At 34.5% G+C, this 23,834-nt stretch carries 16 protein-coding genes, 1 tRNA gene and 1 pseudogene; 8 read left to right on the top strand and 10 right to left on the bottom strand.

What is annotated here, in order from left to right; genetic code table 11:
* Nucleotides 1-53: 53 nt before the first annotated feature.
* Nucleotides 54-446: an START-like domain-containing protein gene (locus tag FF52_RS08920; RefSeq protein WP_008464757.1), complete on the bottom strand. Its 393-nt coding sequence runs from the start codon at nucleotides 444-446 to the stop codon at nucleotides 54-56.
* A 150-nt stretch (nucleotides 447-596) separates the two neighbouring features.
* Between FF52_RS08920 and FF52_RS08915 the strand changes: the two genes are divergently transcribed.
* From FF52_RS08915 to FF52_RS08880, 8 genes are all read left to right on the top strand, one after another.
* Nucleotides 597-670 (top strand) — tRNA-Met (locus tag FF52_RS08915).
* A gap of 115 nt (nucleotides 671-785) precedes the next feature.
* Nucleotides 786-1,046 (top strand): hypothetical protein, encoded by a 261-nt coding sequence (locus tag FF52_RS08910; protein WP_008464756.1) that lies wholly within the window; start codon nucleotides 786-788, stop codon nucleotides 1,044-1,046.
* Between the two features lie 94 nt (nucleotides 1,047-1,140).
* Complete coding sequence (locus FF52_RS08905; protein WP_008464754.1) at nucleotides 1,141-1,623, top strand: GNAT family N-acetyltransferase; 483 nt, start codon at nucleotides 1,141-1,143, stop codon at nucleotides 1,621-1,623.
* A gap of 226 nt (nucleotides 1,624-1,849) precedes the next feature.
* Entirely contained in the window at nucleotides 1,850-2,371 is a 522-nt protein-coding gene (locus FF52_RS08900; protein WP_008464750.1) for an RNA polymerase sigma factor, read from the top strand.
* 46 nt (nucleotides 2,372-2,417) lie between these two features.
* The gene (locus tag FF52_RS08895) at nucleotides 2,418-2,627 is read left to right on the top strand and encodes a hypothetical protein (RefSeq protein ID WP_008464748.1); all 210 of its coding nucleotides are present in this window, start codon (nucleotides 2,418-2,420) and stop codon (nucleotides 2,625-2,627) included.
* A 12-nt stretch (nucleotides 2,628-2,639) separates the two neighbouring features.
* Complete coding sequence (locus FF52_RS08890; protein WP_008464746.1) at nucleotides 2,640-3,482, top strand: FecR family protein; 843 nt, start codon at nucleotides 2,640-2,642, stop codon at nucleotides 3,480-3,482.
* A gap of 100 nt (nucleotides 3,483-3,582) precedes the next feature.
* A complete protein-coding gene (locus tag FF52_RS08885) occupies nucleotides 3,583-6,201 on the top strand; it encodes a TonB-dependent receptor (protein ID WP_008464744.1) in 2,619 nt (872 codons plus the stop codon).
* Between the two features lie 4 nt (nucleotides 6,202-6,205).
* A complete protein-coding gene (locus tag FF52_RS08880; RefSeq protein WP_035691246.1) occupies nucleotides 6,206-7,045 on the top strand; it encodes a DUF4249 domain-containing protein in 840 nt (279 codons plus the stop codon).
* 41 nt (nucleotides 7,046-7,086) lie between these two features.
* Here the strand turns inward: FF52_RS08880 and FF52_RS08875 are convergent, their stop codons facing one another.
* From FF52_RS08875 to FF52_RS08830, 9 genes and pseudogenes are all read right to left on the bottom strand, one after another.
* The gene (locus tag FF52_RS08875) at nucleotides 7,087-7,626 is read right to left on the bottom strand and encodes a GNAT family N-acetyltransferase (RefSeq protein ID WP_008464739.1); all 540 of its coding nucleotides are present in this window, start codon (nucleotides 7,624-7,626) and stop codon (nucleotides 7,087-7,089) included.
* An 11-nt stretch (nucleotides 7,627-7,637) separates the two neighbouring features.
* A complete protein-coding gene (locus FF52_RS08870) occupies nucleotides 7,638-8,267 on the bottom strand; it encodes an MgtC/SapB family protein (RefSeq protein ID WP_008464737.1) in 630 nt (209 codons plus the stop codon).
* Between the two features lie 94 nt (nucleotides 8,268-8,361).
* Nucleotides 8,362-10,164 carry a glycoside hydrolase family 2 protein gene (locus FF52_RS08865; RefSeq protein WP_008464735.1) on the bottom strand — a complete coding sequence of 601 codons (1,803 nt, stop codon included), beginning with the start codon at nucleotides 10,162-10,164 and terminating at the stop codon, nucleotides 8,362-8,364.
* Nucleotides 10,165-10,657: 493 nt separating this feature from the next.
* Nucleotides 10,658-12,076 carry a hypothetical protein gene (locus FF52_RS08860; protein ID WP_008464732.1) on the bottom strand — a complete coding sequence of 473 codons (1,419 nt, stop codon included), beginning with the start codon at nucleotides 12,074-12,076 and terminating at the stop codon, nucleotides 10,658-10,660.
* A 303-nt stretch (nucleotides 12,077-12,379) separates the two neighbouring features.
* Nucleotides 12,380-13,279: a PKD domain-containing protein gene (locus FF52_RS08855; RefSeq protein ID WP_008464729.1), complete on the bottom strand. Its 900-nt coding sequence runs from the start codon at nucleotides 13,277-13,279 to the stop codon at nucleotides 12,380-12,382.
* A 118-nt stretch (nucleotides 13,280-13,397) separates the two neighbouring features.
* Nucleotides 13,398-14,492: an endo-1,4-beta-xylanase gene (locus FF52_RS08850; RefSeq protein WP_008464728.1), complete on the bottom strand. Its 1,095-nt coding sequence runs from the start codon at nucleotides 14,490-14,492 to the stop codon at nucleotides 13,398-13,400.
* 192 nt (nucleotides 14,493-14,684) lie between these two features.
* Nucleotides 14,685-16,277, bottom strand: a complete 1,593-nt coding sequence (locus FF52_RS08845) for a RagB/SusD family nutrient uptake outer membrane protein (RefSeq protein WP_008464727.1) — start codon at nucleotides 16,275-16,277, stop codon at nucleotides 14,685-14,687.
* A 37-nt stretch (nucleotides 16,278-16,314) separates the two neighbouring features.
* A pseudogene (locus FF52_RS23150) lies at nucleotides 16,315-19,264 on the bottom strand (SusC/RagA family TonB-linked outer membrane protein).
* A 381-nt stretch (nucleotides 19,265-19,645) separates the two neighbouring features.
* A complete protein-coding gene (locus tag FF52_RS08830) occupies nucleotides 19,646-23,779 on the bottom strand; it encodes a hybrid sensor histidine kinase/response regulator transcription factor (protein ID WP_035691240.1) in 4,134 nt (1,377 codons plus the stop codon).
* Between the last annotated feature and the right edge of the window lie 55 nt (nucleotides 23,780-23,834).

Here is a 23,834-nt window from a genome sequence, read left to right as displayed (position 1 = left end):
AAAAAACCCTGAATTTTGTTCAGGGCAAATATAAGGTATAAAATAGACTTTTACTAAACAGATCCTATAAGATGTTTTAGATCTGAGATTTGATTCTCCCACAATTGTTTAGCTTCGCCTAATTCTTCTTTTTCAGCAAAATCTACTACCATAAGCGATACATCTTTAGTTAATTCATCAACTAAAATATGGAGTTCGAAAAAATACTCAGTATCCTTACTGCTGTCATCAACCCATTTGAATTTTACTTTTTCGCCAGATTTTTTTGAAGCTAGACGCGCTCTCTCTTGCGAATCATTCCAGATAAAAGTAAAAAATTCACCTCTCGAATTAACATTGTCAGCAAACCATTCTTGTAAACCTGACGGCGTTGATATATATTGATACAATAGTTGTGGCGAAGAATTGATCGGAAACTCTATTTCGTAACGTATTTTTGACTCCATGTGCTACTTTAATTTTTTTCGAAATATAAGAATATATGTCCAAAAACAATGCATTTTTAAAAATATTTTTTTTTCTTCATTTTATGCTTGTATGCTTTAATATTATTTCTATCTTTGCACCCGCAATCAGGAATTCATGATAGCAGTCCAGGCGAGGTAGCTCAGTTGGTTAGAGCGCAGGATTCATAACCCTGAGGTCACGGGTTCAACTCCCGTCCTCGCTACAAAAAGGTAAAACCCTTAAACAGAAATGTTTAAGGGTTTTTTATTTAAATTAACCCTTATTTAAGTACGGATTTTATTAAATTAGTATCTTGCAACAAGTAATTTACACAGAACATGGACATAGTAAAATTTAAAATCACATCTAAAACAATCAAAGTAGAAGTACGCAATTCAAATAATTATGTTTTTAATTTCAATTCTGCTTTAGATATTAAAAAAGAAGACAAAGATGTTTTATTAAAGCTTTACAATGCACTAGACCTTCTTTTTAAGAAAGAACAGGTTATTGAAAACAAAAATTACATTTCGCCAAATCAGACCAATATCTTAGATCAGATCTCAGCTGCAGATTTGGAAAAAGAAAATCAACAATAGAACTTTACAGTCTTTAAATTAAATGTCCTTGAATAAAATGTTCAAGGATTTTCTTTTTTTAAGACGGGCGTAATAAAACAGTATTTAATGTATTATGAAAAATAAAGAACAAGTAGAAATCGTAACTTATAATCCTAAATATCAAAAAAGCTTTAAGGATTTAAACATCGAATGGATTTCAAATTATTTTGTAGTTGAACTAAATGATGTGAAAGCGTTAGATCACGCCGAGGAATATATAATAAACAAAGGCGGAGAAATTTTTTCTGCCATTTTAAACGATGAGGTTTTAGGTGTTTGCGCTTTAATTAAAAGTGACGGAAAAGAGTATGATTACGAATTGGCAAAAATGGCTGTAAGTCCAAAAGCGCAAGGAAAAGGTCTCGGATTATTACTGGCTCAATCGGCAATTAAATGGGCTACAGACAAAGGAGCTTCTAAAATTTATCTAGAAAGTAACACTAAACTAAAACCTGCCATTAAACTGTATGAGAAATTAGGTTTTAAAGAAATAACAGGCATCTCTTCTTCTTATGACAGAGTAGACATTCAAATGATGCTAAACATTAATTTTTAGATTAATAGAATCAAAAAACAAAAAAAATAGAACCCTTGACATTTCCGTTAAGGGTTTTTATTTGAAATAAATTGTAACATTTAATCTACAAAAGCGTCAAATCTTGGATTAAATTACGGTTCTTTGTAACTTATTACATTCCTGATTTAGATTACTCAATTTCTGAATACAATAATATTGAAGCCAAAGAGTTTAGAACTAGGAAGCTAGTCGCGATATTTTCGTTATGGACAATAAAAAATTTATTTTAAGTTTAAAAAAAGGTAATGAAGCAGCTTTTAAAGAAGTTTACTTTAGCTATTACGATAAACTTATAAATATTGCCAAACGATTCAATTCTTCTGTATTTACTCCTGAAGACTTTGTTCAGGAAACTTTCATAAGATTATATAATAAAAGAGAACTGCTTAACGAAGACGTGTTGTTTGACAAACAAATATTTGTTATCTGCAAAAACATTATCATCAATCATGTGAACAGAGAAAACAAAGTAGTACAGCTTGATCCTTCTCAAGTTGAGATGCTCGATGAAGAAACTGACTCTGGAATTTTTGAAGAACGACAAGAAAAACTTCAAAATTTCATTAATCAGCTTCCAGAACAGCAGCAAAAAATATTCACTTTACACAAACTGGAAAACCTTAGCTATAAGGAGATTGCAGAATTAACGGATCTTTCTGAAAAGACCATTGCCAATCATATTTATCTCGCCAGTAAATTTATTCGAAAAAAAATCGAAAACCATTAGGAACTTTTTAGTTCTCGTTTGTTATACTAAAAAACAAGAACTAAAAATGCATATCGAAGCGTATAAAACTAATGTAAAATCAAAAAAAGATGCAAGTTTACTTGTAGCTCATTTACAGTTTATCATTTCTGACTGTATCATAAATTTTGATCGCCAAGGACGCGAAAACATCCTTAAAATTAAAACCAACCGTGATATTAAAGAAATGGTTTACGGTGTTTTTAATAAACAGGGATTTCATTGTCAAATTATTTAATATCTAGAAAAAATGGATAAGGAGAAATTTGACGAGCAGTTTAAAAAGTTATGGGAAGAATCTCCCCTATCTCATTCCGACAGCGAGAAAGAAGCTTCATGGGAACAATTTCATGCTAAAACATTTTCTGAGAAAAAAAGAAAATTTAAGCCTTGGCATCTTTATGCAGCGGCTTCGGTCTTACTTTTTGCGCTTATTGGAACTGGAATTTATTTTAACCAAAATTCTGCTGCTGCAAATATAGTTCTTGCTGAAAATGTAATTGAAAACACAACCTCAGCCATAAAATATGTAGTCTTGCCAGACAGTTCAAAAGTTGAATTGGGTCCGAATTCTAAAATTTCTTTTGGGAACAATTTTGCTTTAAACAGAAAAATTGAAATTGACGGCGAAGCTTATTTTAATGTAAAAAAAGACAAACAGCATCCTTTTCAAGTTTTTTGCGACGAAACTACAACTACTGTTTTAGGAACTTCTTTTACAGTTAAAGAATCTGAAAACAAACAAGTAACCGTTGAGCTTTTTGAAGGAAGTGTTCAAATGAATGTAAAAGGCCAAAACCAAAAATGGATTTTGAAACCGGGAGAAAAATTTACATACGGAAACCAAACTGCTTCAGTATCAGAGTTCAGCCGTTTTATAGATTTTGATAACGAAAAATTGTCTGTTATCAGTCATTATATTGAAGAAAACTATGGTTATAAAGTCAATATTCCGAAAGAGAATCTCGATCAGAAAATCACTATCCGAATCAATAAAAGAGAAGATTTAAAAACAATTGTACAATTACTATCCGAAATGTATAACCTAAACTTTGAAATAAATGAAGATTTAAAACAGATCACTTTTCAATAAAAAACAAGAAAGGATGTAAGCCGCGAAACTACACATCCTCCTAATTTTCAGGATAACACGAGGTTATTCCATTTAATAATATTCAAAAATACAAAATTTCATGAAGCATATAATTTCAGCGTGCTTTTTTTTATTCAGTTTATGTATGTCTGCCCAAAGCGTTACCGTAACTGTAGATCAAAATGTAACTTTAAAAGAATTCTTCAAACAGATTGAAAGTCAAACCGATTTTAAATTTGCTTTTACAGATCAGATAGATACCAATAAAAAGTATTTTACTCAAAAAAACACGTATAAGAATATCGAAATGAGCAAGCTTATTACGGAATTGAACCAAACTTCGATTGTACAATTTTCTATAGTTGGAAGCAATATTTTTGTAAAACAGAAAGTTCAAACTCAGAAGCCGACCAAAAAAAAAAGCAAGCTGACGGGGCAAGTTTATGATGACGAAAGACAGCCTGTTATTGGCGCCAATATTTTTATTAAAGAACTGGAAACTGGCGTTGTAACGGATGCTAACGGAAAATACAGTATTGATGTCCCAAACGGAAGTTATACCGTACAGGTGAGCTATGTTGGATTTAAAAATGAAGAAAAACGTGTTTCTGTTTCAGACGATACCAAAGTGAACTTCAATATAGATTCAGACAGCCAGCAGTTGGGAGAAGTCATCGTAATGAACAATAAAGCAGTTGATATTAAAACCACTCAAATGAGTGTTAACAAGCTTTCAATGCAAGAAATCAAAAAAATCCCTGTTGCAATGGGCGAACCAGATCCGTTAAAATCAATTTTGACTTTGCCTGGAGTTACCAATGCGGGAGAAGCTTCTTCGGGGTTTAATGTCCGCGGTGGTGCAGCCGATCAGAATCTGATTCTTTTGGATGGCGCTCCGGTTTATGCCGATTCGCACATGTTTGGGTTCTTTTCTATTTTTAATGCCGATATCGTTAATGGTTTAGATTTGTATAAGGGAGGAATCCCGTCAAAATTTGGAGGACGTGTTTCTTCTGTCCTCGATGTTACGCAACAAACGGGAGATTTTGAAGAATATAAAGTAAACGGAGGGATCGGAATTATCTCAAGCCGACTTTTAGTTCAAGGTCCGTTGCAAAAAGAAAAAGGTTCGTTCATCCTTTCCGGACGTGCCTCGTACGCGCATTTGTTCATGAAACTGGCAGATAATAACAACTCTGCCATGTTTTATGATTTGAATGCTAAATTAAATTATCGTTTTAATGCCAAGAATTCATTGTCTTTTTCTGGTTACTTCGGAAATGATATATTCGATATTAATGATCGTTTTGCCAGCACTTACGGAAGCACAATGGGTATTTTAAGTTGGAAACATAAATTCTCTGACCGCGTAAACAGCAATTTATCTACTTTCTACAGTGATTATAGATTTAATTTAGAAATCCCGATTGAAAGTTTTAAGTGGGATAGCAATATTGCGAGTTATGGATTGAAATACAACTGGAATTTCCAGCAGTCTGAAAAGTTCAAAATCAATTACGGAATTGATGGTTTGTACTATAATTTCAATCCTGGAGTTGTAAAACCGACTTCTCCAGATTCTCAGTTTAATTATATGCAATTGGATAAAAAATATGCTCTAGAAGCTTCTGCTTTTGTTGATTTTGAAAATCAGATTACTGAAAAACTGAATTTCCGTTATGGACTGCGCTACAGCATGTTTTATCGTTTAGGAGACGAAACTATTAGTACTTACGAAAATGGTCAAGCGGTGGTATACAATCCGTTATACAAAATTTATGAAGAAGGAACGCCCAACGGAAGCATTTCGTACGGAAAAGGAAAAACCATCAGCAAGTTTAATAATTTTGAACCTCGAGCTGCCTTGTCTTATGCCTTTAACGACGAAACTTCTATAAAAGCGAGTTACAACAGAATGGCGCAGTACATTCATATTTTATCAAACACCCAGTCTCCTCTGCCAATGAGCATCTGGACACCAAGCGGACCTTTTACAAAACCTCAGCTTTTGGATCAGTATGCTATGGGGTATTTTAGAAATTTCAAAGATGGAGATTACTCTTTAGAAACCGAATTATTTTATAAAAATGTACAAAATCGTATTGACTATATTGACGGCGCTGATGTTTTGGCTAACAACAATATTGAGCAGGTTATTTTAAACGGAAAAGCCAGATCTTACGGAATGGAATTGTTATTCAGAAAAAACACTGGCGTTTTTACTGGATGGATTTCGTATACTTTATCTAGAGCCGAACAAAAAACTCCTGGAAGAACTCCCGAAGAACCTGGAATTGCCAACGGCGACTGGTATTTATCTGGTTATGACAAACTGCATAATCTAAGCATTGTAGGAAGTTATGAACTGAATCCGAAATGGTCTTTTAATGGTAATTTTACTTTACAATCTGGTCAGCCGGTAACGTACGCAAATGGCTATTATGAAATGGGAGGCATTCATGTGCCAAATTATTCTTTGCGAAATGAAAACCGTTTGCCACTTTTCCACCACTTAGATGTGGCGGCAACGTACACGCCAAAACCAGACAAAAAGAAAGGATGGCAAAGCTATTGGGTATTTAGCCTTTACAACATTTACAACAGAAAAAATGCGGCTTCAATGAGCTTTACAACCAATGAAGATACAGGTGCAAATGAAACTAGAAGACTTTCTATTTTCGGAATTGTTCCTGGGGTTTCTTATAATTTTAAATTTTAATGCTATGAATAAATTGAAAAAATATACGATAATGAATAGAGCACTGGCATTAATAAGTCTTCTTTTTGTTTTTTCTTTTGCGTCGTGCGAAGATGTGGTCAATCTGGATCTGGAAACTGGCGAAACCAAGTTGGTTATCGATGCCGAAATTATCTGGAAAAAAGGAACTGACGGAAAGGAACAAACCATAAAAATTAGTAAAACTGCTCCTTATTACAGCGGTACAACTCCAAAAGTTTCAGGCGCGCAAGTACGAGTTGAAAACAGTAACGGAGATGTTTTTACCTTTAACGAAACCGAAGCTGGAGTTTATAAATGCACCAATTTTGTCCCTGTAGTTGACATGGAATACAAGTTATTTATTACTGCCGAGGGGCAAAGTTATACTGCGGTTGAAAAACTGAGTTCTGCCACTCCAATCAATAAAATTGAACAAAAAATAGTTCCTGATTTTGGTGGAGAAGATGTTATTGAATTGACATTCTACTACAATGATCCAGCAGATCAAGTTAATTTTTACGTAACCGATTACCAAAGTGAATTCTTGATTTATCCGGAATACGAAATTACCAATGACGAATTTTTCAATGGAAACGAAATCAGTACCAGATATTCTCATGAAGACATGAAATCTGGAAACACTGTCAAAATAACGCACAGAGGCGTTTCTAAAAATTTCTACAACTACTGGAAATTAATCTTGGAAGCTTCAAGCGCAAATCCTTTTCTTGTTCCTCCAGGAAACATTCGAGGAAACATTGTAAACACTTCTGATGCCAATAATTTTGCTTTTGGCTATTTCAGACTTTGCGAAGCCGATCAGGTTGATTATTTGGTGAAATAGAAAATCAATTTTATAAAAGACAAAAGCCTTAAACGAAATGTTTAAGGCTTTTGTCTTTTCCAATCTTCTTTATTTATTTGATACACAAAATTCAATTTTGGTTTTTCTCCAAAATAAGCCACTTCTTCTTCCGCCACTTTTTTGGCTCCTACTCTTGAAATTGCAATTTGTGATCTGATATTTTCTGAACCAATATGAAACTTCGCTTTTGAAACATATTGAAAAAGATAATCCAGCATGGTCTTTTTTACGCTTTGATTAATGCCTTTTCCCCAACACGAAACCGCATAAAAAGTATAACCGATAAAAACACTATCGTCTTCTTCGTTAAAATCGTAAAATCTTGTACTTCCGATAACTTCTCCTGTTTCTTTACTTATAATTTTAAAAGCGCCTTTGCTTTTCATGGCTCCTTCAAAAAAATTCTCAAAGACTTCTCTTTTCCATCGGTCTTTGTTTGGATGCTGTTCCCAAATTTTAGGATCGGAAGCTACTTTGTACAATGCTTCAAAATCGTTTTCTTCTAAAGGAGACAAAATGCAAAGATCATTTTCTAAAATGGGTTGTAAACTAAAATTCATATTTTTTGCTGTTATAATACTAATTCTTCAAAAACAGATTCTTGCAAAAGTGCTACGTACAAAGATTCTATATTTTTTTTAGGTCCGTGTATCTGCCATTCTAAAACTACATGATCTAAATTAAGGCGCTGCGTAATCAGTTTTGATTTTACGCCACTAGCAGAAAAAAGTTCTTTGCATTTTTCGAGACCATTGTCTGAACGTTTAAAAGTTATTCGAAGCGTTTTATGTTCGTTGATGAGGTCAATTTTATCCTGAAGAAATGTAAGCACCGTAAGAATAGAAAGAATCATTAAGGCCGCGCAAGCCGATGCAAAATAATAACCTGCTCCCACTCCCATGCTTACAGCTGCAACCGACCAGATTGTTGCTGCTGTTGTAATACCGGTAACATGGCTATCGGATCTAAAAATAACTCCTGCACAAAGAAATCCTAAACCAGTTACAATATTAGAAGCTATTCTATCTGGATTTCCTGCTCCGCCAATCCATTCGGACATAAAAGTGAAGAAACAAGCTCCGACTGAAATCATTATTGTGGTGCGAAGACCTGCCGCTTTTCCACTATATTCTCTTTCGGCACCAATTAAAGCTCCCCAAAATGCTGCTAAAAGCAATCTTATGACAATTTCTAGTTCCATTAAAAGTCTTCTGTTTTTTCAAATAAAATTAAGGAAAAAACATAAAAAAAACTCCAAAATCAAAATGACTTTGGAGGTTTTCTACTTGCTTTACTTACTTATACTCTTCTTCTTTTTGCTTGTACCAATCTTTCATCACATAAAAAGCTTTCTTTTTAATTCCTTGATCTGAAATTAATCCTTTACGGTTGAAGAAATCCTGAATATTTGGCAACTGCCTTCTTGGAGACCTGAAGTCAACCAAAATCCACGGAGAAACTCCTGCCAAGCCTTCAATGCGATTGAACATTTGTGTGTTTTGAATGTATAATTCTTCTTGATATTCTTCGTTCCATCGTTCTTTTTTATCTCCATGACGACCTTGTAAGGCTTCGCCTCCGAATTCGCTGATAATAACCGGTTTGTTGTAGGGAATTACCCATTGCATGACTTTGCAAGATTCGTTTGTTCCTCTGTACCAGCCCAAATATTGATTAAAACTTACAATGTCTACAAACTCGTTCATATTATCATGAAGTGTATTTATATTGTTTGGACTTTTAGTCACTTCCATTGCCATACTGATTAAACGAGTATTATCTTGAGTACGCGCATATTTTGCCAGTTTGCTTAAGAAAATATCTCTATCATCTCCGTGTGGCGTTTCGTTGGCGATTGACCAAATTACAATTCCACAACGGTTTTTATCACGATAAATCATATCATGCAATTGATGTTCTGCGTTGGCATAAGTATCTGGATTTGTCCATGAAATTGTCCAGTAAACCGGAACCTCAGACCAAATCATTAACCCCATTTTTTCAGCTTGTTTTACCATGTTTTCATTGTGCGGATAGTGCGCTAAGCGAACATAATTACAGCCTAATTCTTTTGCCCAATTCAACAACGTTATGGCATCATCTTGAGACCAAGCTCTTCCAGATCTGAAAGGCGCTTCTTCGTGAATACTGATGCCGCGTAAAAAGACTTTTTTCCCGTTTAACAGAATCTCTTTTCCTTTAGTTTCAATAGTTCTAAAACCAATTTGATCCGTGATATTTTCATCGGCCTTAGAAATGGTTACCTCATATAATTTTGGTTTTTCAGGCGTCCATAAAACTGGATTGGCTTTTATTTCAAAATATGCCATTCCTTTTGCATCTGTAGTAATGCTCTTTTTGATTTTCAATTCAGGAATAGAAACCGAAACAGATTGGTTTGCTGTCTCACTATTCAGTTTTATCCAGCCAGAGATTCTTCCTTTTTCTTTTTTATCCAATTGAACCAAATAATCTTCAATATAAGTATTCGGAACTTGAGCCAAAGTGACGTCTCTTGTGATTCCGCCATAATTCCACCAATCCATATTTACCGTTGGTACATTGTCTTTATGCCGTTTGTTATCAACTTTTACTACTACAAAATTATTTCCGTCAACTAATAAATCAGTTACATCAAAATTAAAAGGTGTGTAACCGCCAACGTGCGTTCCTGCCAATTTTCCGTTTACGTAGACTTTTGCGTCATAATTGACTGCTCCGAAATGAAGAATTCCTTTAGTTTTTGCATCTTTTTTATAATTAAAGTCTTTCTGAAACCAAACCGTTCCTTCATAAAAAAATAACCTTTGATCTTTCGAATTCCAATCTGACGGGATGTCCATTGTGGCGGAAGTTGCGAAATTATATTCGGTTAGGTCTGTGGTATTCCATTTTTTATTTTCGAAAAATCCGTTGTTTTTAAAAGGCATTAACCGGTAATCATAATAACCATTTTCTAGCGGATCTACGATATAACTCCATTTTCCGTTTAAAGTAATATTGTTTCGGGCCGCAATATTGGAAACTAACGGAATTTCCTGTGCAATGGCTTTTCCCATAAGGAGAAAACTACAGCACAGCATTACAATTTTTTTCATAGTTTTTATTTTTAATTATATGGATCTAATTAATTTAAACACATAGAAACATAGATTTTCTTTGTGTAGAAAAAGACGTTTCACTTTCATAAATGCACATAGCTGGATTTTATCTACTGATCTGCTAAATCTGCGGGCTGATATTTCTCTCGCAGATTTGGCAGATTTTATTTTTTAAACACATAGAAACATAGTTCTCTTTGAGCATAAAAGACGTTTTACTTTCATAAATGCACATAGCTATATTTTATCTGCTGATCTGTTAAATCTGCGGGCTGATATTTCTCTCGCAGATTTGGCAGATTAAGCAGATTTTATTTTTTAAACACATAGAAACATAGTTCTACTTTGAGCATAAAAGACGTTTCACTTTTATAAATACACATAGCCGGATTTTACTAACAAAGTTTAGCTATGTGTTAGAAACTAGTTTCTTTTAGTATCCTTTATTAAGTCTAAAAAACCTATGTTTCTATGTGTTTTAAAAAAAAAATTACATTTTATCAAAATAACGCGTCAGTTCATAAGCATTATCATTAATCAATTTCATTTCTTTTAACAATGGCTGATAGGGTTCGAAATTGCTATTCACAATTCCTTTGTTTGAATCTCGATTTGAGTAATCTGTGCTTAAATCCTGTGGATCGTTGTCCATATATTTGAACCAATGCCAGCCTACAGAATTTTTATTTTTCAGTAACTCTAAAGTGAAATTCTGATAAAAAAGTCCTCTTTCTTTTTGTGTTCTAACCAGCCATCCTGCACCTGTATTATTTGGCAATCCAGAGTCTTCTCCTTTAGTGTACCATTCTGTAATTAAAAATGGTTTCCCTGACCATTCGCCCCAATTATTCATCAACTCCTGACTCGGTTCCCATTTTCTGTAATGATTGATCGAAATAACATCCATATATTTTCCAGCTACTTTAAAAATTTCTGGATTGGTCAATTCCTGTTCTTTATCCTGATTGAAACGACATCCTAAATACATATGGTTTGGGTCTGCTTTTCGAAGCGCATCAGTTACTTTTTTCATATACGTTTCAAAATAAAAAGCCGTAAATGCCATTCGGTCTCCCTGAGTGATATCAGATGCCGAAGCATTAAACCCTTTTCTTTTATCCAACCATTCTTTTGCGACAATATAGCCCTGCTCATCTTTGGCCAATAAAGTTAAATGTTTATCTAATGCATCATTATACCAAGGCAGTTCATTATCTGTAAAATAACCCATCAAATACTTATCATTTTTGTACTGAGAAATCTCTTTTACCGATTTTTCGATGTAGGCATCAAATTCTTTATCAAAAACCATAACCAAATCAAAGCGGTAATTTTGCCAGCTCGCTTCTTTATATTTTCCTCCATATTTTTTAATATGATCAGCATGATACATTCCCATTGGAGAAATAATCACGGTATACACCAACGGATTTTCGGCATTTTTAACCAAATCAACATTTGACCACGCTCCTACACCATTAAATCCATTATCTCGAAGTAATTTTGATTCTTGGTTTATCCAATTTTCCTTGCTTCCGAACTTTTTATCAAATGCTTTCTGCTGATTTACAGAACGCCCCGCATTGAAAACGGCAACACCCTTAAAAATATACGGATATCCCTCCGGATCGATAATCCACCATCTGTTGTCTATTTTTTCTGTTCTAAAAAATCCTGTTGCTTCTTTCTGCCACATTTTAGAACCGCCGTAAATCGAACCTGGCAATTGCTTTTTTATTTTAAATCCAGGCAGTTTATCAATAGTTTTTGCATCATAAGCCACCCATTTTGGATCTAAAGCATTTTGTCTGGCTTCGACTTTTTGATAGGCAATTTTATTTTGAGCATTCAACGATATTAAACTTGTAAAACAGAATAATACGCAAATGGAATGTTTCTTTAAATTCATTTTTTAATTATTTTTTTAGAGTAAATACTGTCACTATTTTTTAACACATAGTCCCGATAGCTATCGGGATAGATTTACTTTGAGTATAAAAGGCGTTTCACTTGCATAAATGCACATAGCTAAATTTTATATGCTAATCTGCGAGTGGAAATTTCTCTCGCAGATTTGGCAGATGTTGCAGATTTTTAATTATCTGGATTCATAAAGTTTAGCTATGTGTTAGAAACTAGTTTCTTTTTAAACCCTTATTCAAGTCTAGAAAAACCTATCCCGATAATTATCGGGACTATGTGTTTACAAAAACTACTTAGACAAATAAATATGATCGAAATCGAAAGTATAGTTGTTTAAAGCTCTTACATCTTCTGGATCAACGCTTCTTAATACTAGAATATCTTTGATTTTGGTTAAATCTAGTGCAGGGTTTTGTTTTTTGTAATCGGCAATCGGGATTTTAACCATGTTCCAGCTTCCATCTCTTTTTAGTCCATACAAATTGCTTGTTGCATCAAATTCTACATAGCCTGTATTAGAAGCATCTTTCATTCTTAATCTGATTTTTCCAGTACTTGTAGTTCTTACTGCCATATTGATATAAGTGTAAGATGAAATATCGGTAACATTCACAAACTGTAAAATTGCCATTGCCCATTTCGCTTCTGTTGCAGGCGGTGTTGCAGGAAGAGAGAAATTTCTATAAGCCCCTTCATATCCATCAGTTGCCACTTCTTTTATCACAAACTGATTGCTTGAAACCCAATTTAGAACGGGAGCGGTTTTAGTAAAATCAGGATTTTCAGAGTAGATTTTAAGTGCATCAGCTGGAATAACAATTGGCGGAGTTGGCGGTGCTTCGACCTCAACTGTAAATGTTTTCTTTTGAATGGTATTATCTACAAAAGTGATTTCTAAAGTAGTCGTAAAAGTTCCAGCTTTGGTATATTTTACTTCAACATTAGGCTCTATCGAAGCCCCTGGCGAACCGCCTTGAAAAGTCCATTTTATGGCACGCACTTTTGTTGACGAATCGGTATAAGTTACTGTTTCTCCTCCTTTTATAAAGGTATTTGTTGAAGTTGCATTTAATTCTCCTTTTTTGTAAAGGTACACTTCCCGTATATCGTCTTCGCAGGAAAGCAAACCTACAAAAAGCATTAAAAGGAAATATTTTAATTTGGGTATATGGGTTGGTTTTATTTTCATGATTTCGGTTTTTTGGTTATTATTTTATAGCAAATAGAACAGAGATTATAGAGAAAAGACTTCTCATCAAATCTTATTTCTTCTCTTCCTTTCTATATTCTATTCTCTATATTCTGCATTATTTCAATCCTTCTAAAAATCCTTGGTAAGCTGGTTTCTTATTATAGTCAGCATCCAGAAGCAGTGGATATTCTTTGTAATGCCAAAAGCTTGTCAGCCAAGTATATTTATCAGTAACTCCCCAAGTGGAAATAGCAAATTTTTGATTTTGAGGCAATTCTTCATACATGGTTGTGATATACTTATACGTTTCAGACTGTTTTTGAGCTTCGGCATCTGTAAAAACATATGAATCTGATTTGCTTGTATTTACTTTTATATCCAATTCTGAAATATGAATTAACAATCCTGTTGAAGCCATATCTGTAAAACCAGTTTTCATGGTTTGTCTGTTGGTATCTGTTGCGTAGTGAAACTGATCTCCTATCCCATCAATCGGCACTCCGTTAGCTTTAAATCTGGTTACCATTTTTTTGATGGAAGCTCTTTTTCCTGCGTCTAAAACTACGCTGTAATCATTATAAAATAATTTTGCGTCTGGATCGGCTGCTTTTGCATATCGGAAACATCTTCCGTAAAATCCGATTGGATCTTTAAATAATGAATTGATTACTGTTTCGTTTCGCATAGCACCACCATCAGCAAAAACTTCATTGACAACGTCCCAGCTTTTTACTCTTCCTTTGTAACGGCCAACAACATCTGTTATGTAAATTTTTACTTTTGACTCGAATGCAATTGAATCGTATTTAGCATTTTTAAACCACTCTGGAAATGAATCGTACCAAACTAAAGTATGTCCATGAACTTCTAGATTATTGTCTTTGGCAAAACCTACCAAATAGTCGGCTGCCGTAAAATTATATGCTGTTGAAGAAGTCCAGATACTTGCCATTTTCATTTCGAATTCGGCTGTAATCTGGCTGTAATGTTTTAAAACGGCATTTTTAAAATTAGCTTCATTTTGCAAATCCTTCATTTTGACTGCAGCGCCAATCTTAAACTTTGCTTTTTCTTTTAAGGTCTGCGTAATCGGATTTGGATTTCCCGAATCGCCCTCTTCTGCATTTATAAAAACTACTTTTTCGTCATTGCTGCAGGATGCAAACAACAAAACGCTAAGTATACCAAGAATATATTTTTTATTGATCATTGTGAGTCTGTTTTAAATCCGGAAGTCAGATCAGGATATTCTAACTTCCGGATGGGTTATTACTAACTTTTAACCTTAACTTTTTGGGTGTGATTTTTTAAACACATAGAAACATAGATTTGTTTTGAACATAAAAGCGTTTCACTTATTTAAAATTCACATGGTAATCTGTTTTTTTATGCGTTTAAATAATTAATTATATCCAACATTAAATCCTTCTGGTTTTCCCATCAAATCAATCTGGCTCTGTGGAATTGGCATGTTTACCATTGCAGGAGTCATTTTTAGCGGTACTTCCCCAGAAATAGTTCCGGAAGGACTTGAACGGAAATAGAGATTTTGTCTTTCTACCAAAAGCCCAAGCCTTTTCAGCAGAAACCATCTGTTATTTTCGAAAGCTAGTTCTCTGGCTGATTCATCTAAATAGTTGTTTAATGTCCAAGCTGTCAAATCGTAAGTGGTTACGGTACTTTCAGGATTTCCAGTATAACCTCTTCTTCTTACTTTGTTTAAGTATGCCAGCGCTTTGGTATCATTCCCTAAATTATGATGAGCCTCAGAAGCCAATAAATAAGTTTCAGCCAGTCTGTAATACATATAATCTTTGTAGCTGTTTGAAGTCATTGGCAGTTTTTCTGAATCGTGGTATTTCTTCAAACTCCAATGCCAAGCTCTGTAATTTCCATTTGGAGCTGCAATGGCTGGATTGGTAATGGGCTGTCCGAATTTTGGATTACTTGGCACATTGATTTTATAATCCTGATAATTATCTGAATAATAGTAGGTTTTAAATCTCAAGTCGTTTGCCTGGTCGTATAATGATTTCAAATAATTGTTTGGATAAAACCAACCTAAAGCCTGACCTCCATAAGCTACGTCTTGAACCAATTCGCTTGCATTCAATTCATAAGTTCTATGTGTAAAAACACTGCTCAACCAAGAACCGCCACCACCTGCTAAATTATCATCAGGCCCTAATAAAAAGTCTTTTTGATAGGTAAAAAGAGATTCTTTATGATTTCCGTTTTGCCCCCAAACATCAGCAAGAGCAACTAATCCGTGAGTTCCATCATTAATAATGGCATCAAATTGCGCTGCAGCTTCTGCCCAGTCTTGCTGCCATAAAGCGCTTTTCCCGCGAATATGTCTTGCAACACCTTGTCCGTAACGTCCTGGATCTACTTTAAAAGGAAGATTGGCGATTGCATAATCCAAATCTGCATCAATTAATCTATAAACATCTGCATCGCTGGCTACCTTATACTCCACTGGATCGTTGATGTTTTGTGGTGTTGTTGGAATCGTGTCTATTAAGATTCCGCCATACATTTGTTTCAAATCCAAATACAATTCGCCTCTAATGACTCTTGCCTGTGCTACCAATCTTCTTTTAGCAGCATCGTCCATTTTCACTGATCTTGCCGAAGTAATAATAGCCGAACATCTGTCAATAATTCTATAGCCCTGAATCCATTTCGAACCTGTAAACGATTGTGGATTGTGCCCTGTTCCGTAAGGCGTATTCCAAGTTCTATGCAAACCTAAATCGGTTGCTACCATAAAGAATACATTGGCCCATAAATCGCTGTTATCACCAGATGGCAGATTGTAATAACGCATCTGGTTGTAAAGTGCATTAACTCCAACTTCTAAACCAGCTGGAGAATTGTAGATATAATCTACAGAAACCTGATCTTTTACGTTTTCTTCCAGAAACTCTTCGCATGAGGTAAGTCCTAAAGAAAGTCCGAAAATCAGAACAAATAGAAAATTTATATTTTTCATGATCTTGTTATTTTTTATTTATTGAATGTCTTAAACCTTAGAAACCTACCTGTAATCCGATAACACAAGTCACAGGTTCTGGATAATCGTATATTTCTTTTTCAGGGCTGTAAGACTGGTAATCTGTAATAGTAACCAAATTGCTGCCTGTTACATAAAGCCTCATATTGCTTAATCCTAATGGTTTTAGTGTGCTCTCTGGGAATTTAAATCCAAAAGAAATGTTTTGTAAACGAATGTATGAGGCATCCTGTAATCCTAAAGTATTGATATACGGCGGATCATTTCCGTCTCGTGGCCTCGGCCAGTTTCCTCCTGGATTTTCTGGCGTCCAATAATCTTGTTTGATACCGTTTTTAACTCCTCTTAGAGAACCTCCGCGCACATAATCGTATAAAAATGGATTATCTCTTGTAATACCCTGAACCGTATAAATATCTGCTGAGAAATCAAATTGTTTGTATTCTAAAGCCACAGAAAAAGTTCCGAACCAATCTGGCATTTTAGATCTAATTACCCTGTCTTGATCTGGATTTGGATTGGCTCCGTTTGACGGATCTGCATCCCATAATTTGATATCTCCCGGATATAAAGTAGTTCCAGTTACCAGCGGAATATTTTCTCCTTCCTGATAAATTCCAACTGCTTTGTAGCGATAGTAAACATCTATTGGTTTTCCAATAAACCATAAGTTTCCAACAGCGTCGTCTTCTCTTCCGTCTCCGTCTGCATCTTTTCCGTAGATGCTTACAATGCTGTTTTTATTTTTAGTAAAAGTGGCTCCAAGATTCAATCTAAAATCTTTTGTTTTGAATACATCTCCATTTAAAGTCACTTCCAAACCCTTGTTGTTTACTTTTCCAATGTTAGAAAGTTTGGTCGTATAACCTGTATTCGCGTTAAGCGTTTCATAAATCAATAAATCTGAAGTATCTGTATTATACACCTCAACTGTTCCTGTTAATCTGTTTTTAAATAAACCAAAATCAGCTGCCAAGTTTAACTGTGTTGAAGTTTCCCATCTTAAATCTGGATTTGATAATTGCGAACCTGGCACATAACCCGAAACTTTTACACCATTGATAATGTAATCTCTCTGTGTCGCTGTTGCCATACTTTGATATGGGTTCTGAGGCTGATTACCCACTTTACCATAACTTGCTCTCAATTTTAAATTACTGATTACAGGAACGTGTTCTTTCATAAATTCTTCATTCGAAACATTCCATGCCGCATTGACAGCCGGAAAAAATCCCCATTTATTATTGGCTCCAAATACTGAAGATCCATCAGCTCTTCCTGAAACTGTAAAATAATATTTGCTGTCAAAATCATACTCTAATTTTCCGGCAAAAGAAATCAGCGATCTTTCATTTCCTCCAATTTCAGGCGTATTTAAGAACGCGCTTTCTAAACCATAAATCCCAAGAATATCACTCGGAATTCTGCTTGCAGAGTTTCTAAAATCATTGTATTCTGATGAGGTAAGTTCATAAACTCCCGTTAAAATGATTTTTTTCGGCTACATTTAAATTATAATGTAAAATATTACTCAATTGATACTCTACATTATCCTGAAAACGAATATAACCGCTTCCTTGCCCTGAGTTTGCAATTCCTGAAAGTGATTTTGAAGTATTGAAAGACATCGCTTTGTAATTCCACGATCTGCGGCTGGCATTCAATTTATAGGTAAAACCTTTTGCCAGATTAATATCCAAAAACACGTTCATGATGTCGTTACGGTTCAATTCATTAGTATTCGTTTCGTAAACATCAATCAGCGGATTTGGTGTTTCTTGAATTCCTCCCGGTAGGTAACGGAAAGAACCATCTGGATTATAAACTTGTCCTAACGGAGATGTATTAATTGCATTATTTAAAATATTGCCCACATTCGGACGGTTAGATTCAGAAAACTGAAGCGAAACATTCATTCCAACTTTCAGCCAATCTGTAATTCTTTGATCCACATTGACACGCATGGCAACTTTTTCGTAATCCGAATTTGGAACAACTCCAGAAGTATTAATATAGTTGATACTCGAAAAAATACTTGTTTTCTCTGTCCCTGACGAAATACTAACACTGTGGTTGTTTGTTACACCAGTTCTTAAAACCAATTTTTCCCAATCAATATATTTTCCAGATTGAACAGATTCCAGTTCAAGCGGTGTGAAAACCTGATCGTCTGGACGATAAACTCCGCCATTGCTTGTTCTGTACGCTTCTCTTTTTAACTGCGCAAATTCTTCTCCGCTGTAAACATCAAAATTTCTGTTGATGGTTTGAATTCCAGAAAAACCATTGTACGAGATTTTTGCTTTTCCTGTTTTTCCTCTTTTAGTCGTAATTAAGATTACACCATTTGAAGCTCTTGCTCCGTAAATAGATTGTGCAGCAGCATCTTTTAAGATTTCCAAAGAAGCAATATCGTTGGCATTAATATCGTTAATGTTTCCGATTACGATTCCATCTGCAATAACGATCGGTTCGTTACTTCCGTTAATCGATTTTTTTCCTCTAATTTGGATTGAAGAAGAACTTCCCGGTCCGCCATCATTTAAACTTACTTGTACACCGGCAGCTTTTCCACGAAGCATTTCTCCAACATCAGAAGTTGCCACTTTAGTCATATCTCCCGGTTTTACTGAAGCCACAGAACTGATTACGTCACTTTTCTTTTTAGTCCCGTAACCTACAACAATGATTTCGTCTAAAGCTTGAGAACTTGGTTTTAAAACTACTTTTAGGTTTTTCTTGTTTTCGGTTTCCACCGAAACCTCATCCATTCCGATGAAAGAGAATACAAGCGTACTTTTTGGGGCAGTACTAATCGTGAAATTACCGTCAAAATCGGTTTGGGTTCCTTTTGTGCTTCCTTTTACATGGACGTTTACACCCGGAAGAGGCAATCCTGCATTATCGACTACTTTTCCAGAAATCGGACTTTCCTGTGCATTAATTGTGGTCGAAAAAATACACATAAACAGTACTAAAACTAGTTTTAGATATTTTCCTTCACGGCAAAACATCTTGACACGTTTGTTTTGTTTCATAAAATAATTGTTTGGTTAGTTAGATAGAAATCAGTCATGATTTATGTTGCAAATGTGACTAATAAATGATGGTTTTAGGGGAGGAAAACATTCGCATTTGGGGGCGTGAATGTGTTTATTTGTGTTTTAAGGGCTTTAAAAAGCATTATTCGTAATATAAACCTTAAAAATTTGTGAGGTGGTTATTTTTTTTCGATTATTTAACCGCAAAGCTCGCAAGGAATAAAAGCGCAAAGTCCGCAAAGTTTAATATTTCAACATTGCGGACTTTGCTTAAACCTTCACTCCCGATAGCTATCGGGAGTGAAGTTAAACTTTACTCTGAGCTCCTTTATATTCACTCGGAGATAAATTATAAAACTTCTTAAACTCTTTGCTAAAGTGTTTTCGATCATTAAAACCAACCATATAAGCAACTTCAGAAACTGAATAACTGGTATTGGCCAATAAACTCGCTGCTTTCTTTAAACGCATATTTTTAATGAGACCAGCCACTGACTGATTTGTGAGCGACTGTACTTTTTTATACAATACCGTTCGGCTCATTCCTATTTCGCTTACCAGATCATTTACATCAAAATCGGTATTGTCAAGATTGGCTTCGATAATCTGAATCAGTTTTTTGAGGAACTGTCCTTCAGGAGTATTTAGATTTTCCTGTTCTGTATCTCCAATAAATCCATCGCCATATTTCTGACGCATAATTTCTTTTGCAGATAATAAATTGGCAATCGTAAGTTTTAATTCTTCAATACTGAAAGGTTTCGAAATATAAGCATCAGCACCAGTCGAAAGCCCTTCGATTCTATTTAAAGTCGAAGATTTTGCCGTCAATAAAATAACCGGAATATGATTGGTATTTTGACTTGTTTTTAAAATCGTACACAATTCAAAACCATCCATTTCTGGCATCATCACATCGCTTACAATTAAATCTGGAATTTCCTTTTCCATGTATTCCAGCGCCTGGATTCCATTTGTAAATTTCAGCACTTTATAATCGGCATATAAAATGTCATACACAAAAGAGAGTACTTCTTCATTGTCTTCAATTACCAGAACGGTCTTTTTAAAAGTGTTTTCCGCATCATCCAAATATTCTGGTTCATAAAGATCAATTTCAGTTTTAACATCCGAAATCGGATTTGCATTTTCTTCGATTTTAACTGAATTTTCAACAATCTGCGATTTTTTAAAATGCTCTTTTCCTTTCTTCAATTTTATTCTAAATATGGTATTGAAATTAGAATCGGCTTCTGTCTGCACCTTTATTTCGCCATGATGCAGCTCTACAATGCTTTTGCTTAAAGCCAAACCAATTCCGCTTCCTAAATTGGCGCTTCCGCGTTCGTCCAACTGGAAAAAATTCTTGAAGATTTTCTTCTTTCTGTTTTCTGGAATCCCAATTCCATTGTCTTTGACTTTAATTTCGATAAAATCTTCACCTTCCTTTTGTTCTACCGCAAGAGTGATACGGCCATTTTTACTGGTAAATTTAAAAGCATTCGAAAGCAGATTGTAGATTACTTTCTCCATTTGGTTTTTGTCGAAATAAATCAAAGCCGTATTGATATTCAGTACAAACTTATAATCGATTTTTTTCTCGACTGCAATTCCGCGGAACGACTCGTAAATATCAAAACAAAATGAAACAATATCCTGTTGTTCGCAATAGATTTTCATACTTCCTTTTTCAGCTTTTCTAAAATCCATTAATTCATTGACCAATTTTAATAATCGATCAGAATTGCTTTTAATGGTTTTCAGTTTATGCTCAAGATTTGAACCTTTTTCGGCACCGCTCAGAAGTTCTTCAACTGGTCCGCTAATTAGTGTCAATGGCGTTCTAATTTCGTGAGAAACATTGGTAAAGAAATCCAATTTCATTTTATACAACTCTTCCTGTCTTTCTTTTTCAACTTGTTCCAAATAATAAGCTTGTTTTAATAATTCTCGATTTCTTAAAAAACGGAACAATAAAACCGAAGCACCAGCCAATAGTGCGATATAAAACAAATAGGCCCACCAAGTTTTCCACCAAGGCGGTAACATGATAATTTTTAAAGTTTTAATTGTCGGATTCCACTCTCCTCCTCCATTAGACGTTTTAATTTTCAGCAGATAAGTTCCCGAATTCAAATTGGTCAGATTAATATAATGCTGTGAGCCTATCACATGCCATTCGTCTTTATTAAATGAACTTTCCAATTTATAAGCATATTCATTTTTTTCTGGCGAAATAAAATTCATAGCACTAAACTCTAATCCGATGTATCCTTGATCGTGCTTTAAAGTGATTTCTGAAGTTTCGCTTATCCTTTTTTCCAAAAAAACCTCTTTATTACCAGGTTTAATTTCCTCATTATTAACAATTAGCTTGGTTAAAACAATTGGTGATTTATCTTTTGTTTTAATTAATTTGGAAGGATTAAAAATGATTAAACCATTTGAACATCCAAAAACCAGTTCTTTTTCATTTAGTTTTATGCTACAATTGTTTGAGAATTGCTTTACTTTCAAACCATCATTCGAAGAAAAAGAAGTGATTTCAAAATCTTTAATATTAGGAACAGGTTTTACATTTTTGGTTTTGATTTTATAAAGCAAATTATTGTCACTAATCCAGATATTTCCTTGGGCATCTTCTGAAATACTTTTGATGGTTTCATCTGTAAAACCCATCGAACGGTTGATTTCGAAGAAACGGCCTTTCTTCTCGTCAAAAATATTTACGCCTCCACTTTCTGCACCAATCCAAAATCGGTTTTTAGAATCGGTAAACATTACCGTAAGACTATTATTTGACAAACCGCTTTTAGGACCTGCTTTGAAAACTCTGGTAACTTGTTTTAACTTTTTATCGAAATAATTTAAACCATATTGTGTGGCAATCCAAAGTCCGTCCTTTCTATTTGCAATATCTGTAATGAAATTATCACTAAGCGAATTGGCAGAACCATCGGCCATATAAATTTCGACCGTTCCGTCAGGCATTACTTTTTTCAATCCGTTACCATTTGTTCCCACCCAGAGATCTCCGTTATCCATTAATAAAGAGGTAATCGGACGTTCTCTTTCTTTGGAATCCTTTCGCGAAAGCGATATAAACTGAAATGTTTTACTGCTTTTATTGAATTTGAATAACCCGTTGAAAGTTCCACAAAATAAATTTTGTTCGTTTTGATTCGCTAAAACCGTTATCATGTTCACGCTTTTGTCAAAATCATGAGCTTCAATTTGATAAGAAGCATTTTTATTATTTCTAAAATCAAGATAATTTAAGCCTCCGCCATTGGTACCAGCCCAAACAGATCCGTCATTTTCTTTTAAAACAGCATTAACAAAGGCTGTATTCAGTCCGAAATTTGGTTTTATGACTTCTCTAATATTTGTGAAATTTGTATTCGTTTTCTGGAAAAAATTAACTCCTCCTCCATTCGTACCTATCCAAATATCATTGTGACGATCTTTTAGAAAACATTTGACATCATCATCAGAAAGACTGTAATTCTGTAACGGATTATGCCCATATTTTGTAAACTCATTTCTGTCTTTTTTATAAACGCATAAACCATTTTTTGTGGCAAACCAGATCGTATTGTCATCAATAGAAACGATGTCATTTACCCAATTGGAAGACAAACTTCTTCTGTTATTTGCATTTAGAAGAAAATTGGTCACAGAATTTTTGCTGACCTCAAAACGAAAAACACCATTGGCTTCGGTAGCAAACCATAAATCGCCATTTTTTTCTTTAATAATTTTCCAGATTTTTGATTTCGCTAAAGATTCGTTTTCTATTAAAGCTTTTGGCAATGCTTTTTTCGAACCGTTTTTAGGATCAAAACATTCCAAACCTTTAGATGTTCCAACTAAAACTCCGTAAGTTCGATCATAAAACAAAGACAAAACCCTACTTTTTCTGAATGGCGAATTATGATCGTTTGAGATTTCTTCCAACAGATATTTCTGTCTGTTCAGGCGTTTGATTCCGCCAAAAGTTCCAATCCAAATTCGGTTTTGATCGTCTTGAATTATGGATGAAATATAGTTTCTTCCGCCTTTTATTTTCTGAACGTCAACGCGCAAAAAGCTTTTTTCATTTTTATTAAAAAGATTCAATCCGTTATTGGTTCCAATCCAAAGCTGTCTTTCGTTATCTTCCAGAATTACATTTATATGATTGTTGCTGATGCTGTTCAGAATATCTTTATTGTAAACATATCGCAGAAAATCATATCCGTCATAACTGATTAAACCATTCGCCGTTCCAATCCAGATAAAACCTTTTTGGGTCTGATGAATACTCGAAATCATACTCTGCGAAAAACTGTTATCGTAGTTAATATGATCAAAGTACAAATCGGAACTTTGAGCAAATGAACTGATAGCAGTCGCAAAAAATAAAATAAAACTTAAAATGCAGTTTTTGATGTTTTTCATAAACAAAATAGAATAAACGCCCGAGTAATTTAATTTCAATAAACCTATGAAAAAA

Origin of the sequence: Flavobacterium sp. F52 (assembly GCF_000278705.1) — a bacterium.
Taxonomy (GTDB): domain Bacteria; phylum Bacteroidota; class Bacteroidia; order Flavobacteriales; family Flavobacteriaceae; genus Flavobacterium; species Flavobacterium anhuiense.
The sequence above is the reverse complement of the archived record's forward strand: the minus strand, read 5'-3'. Positions and strand labels throughout refer to the sequence as shown.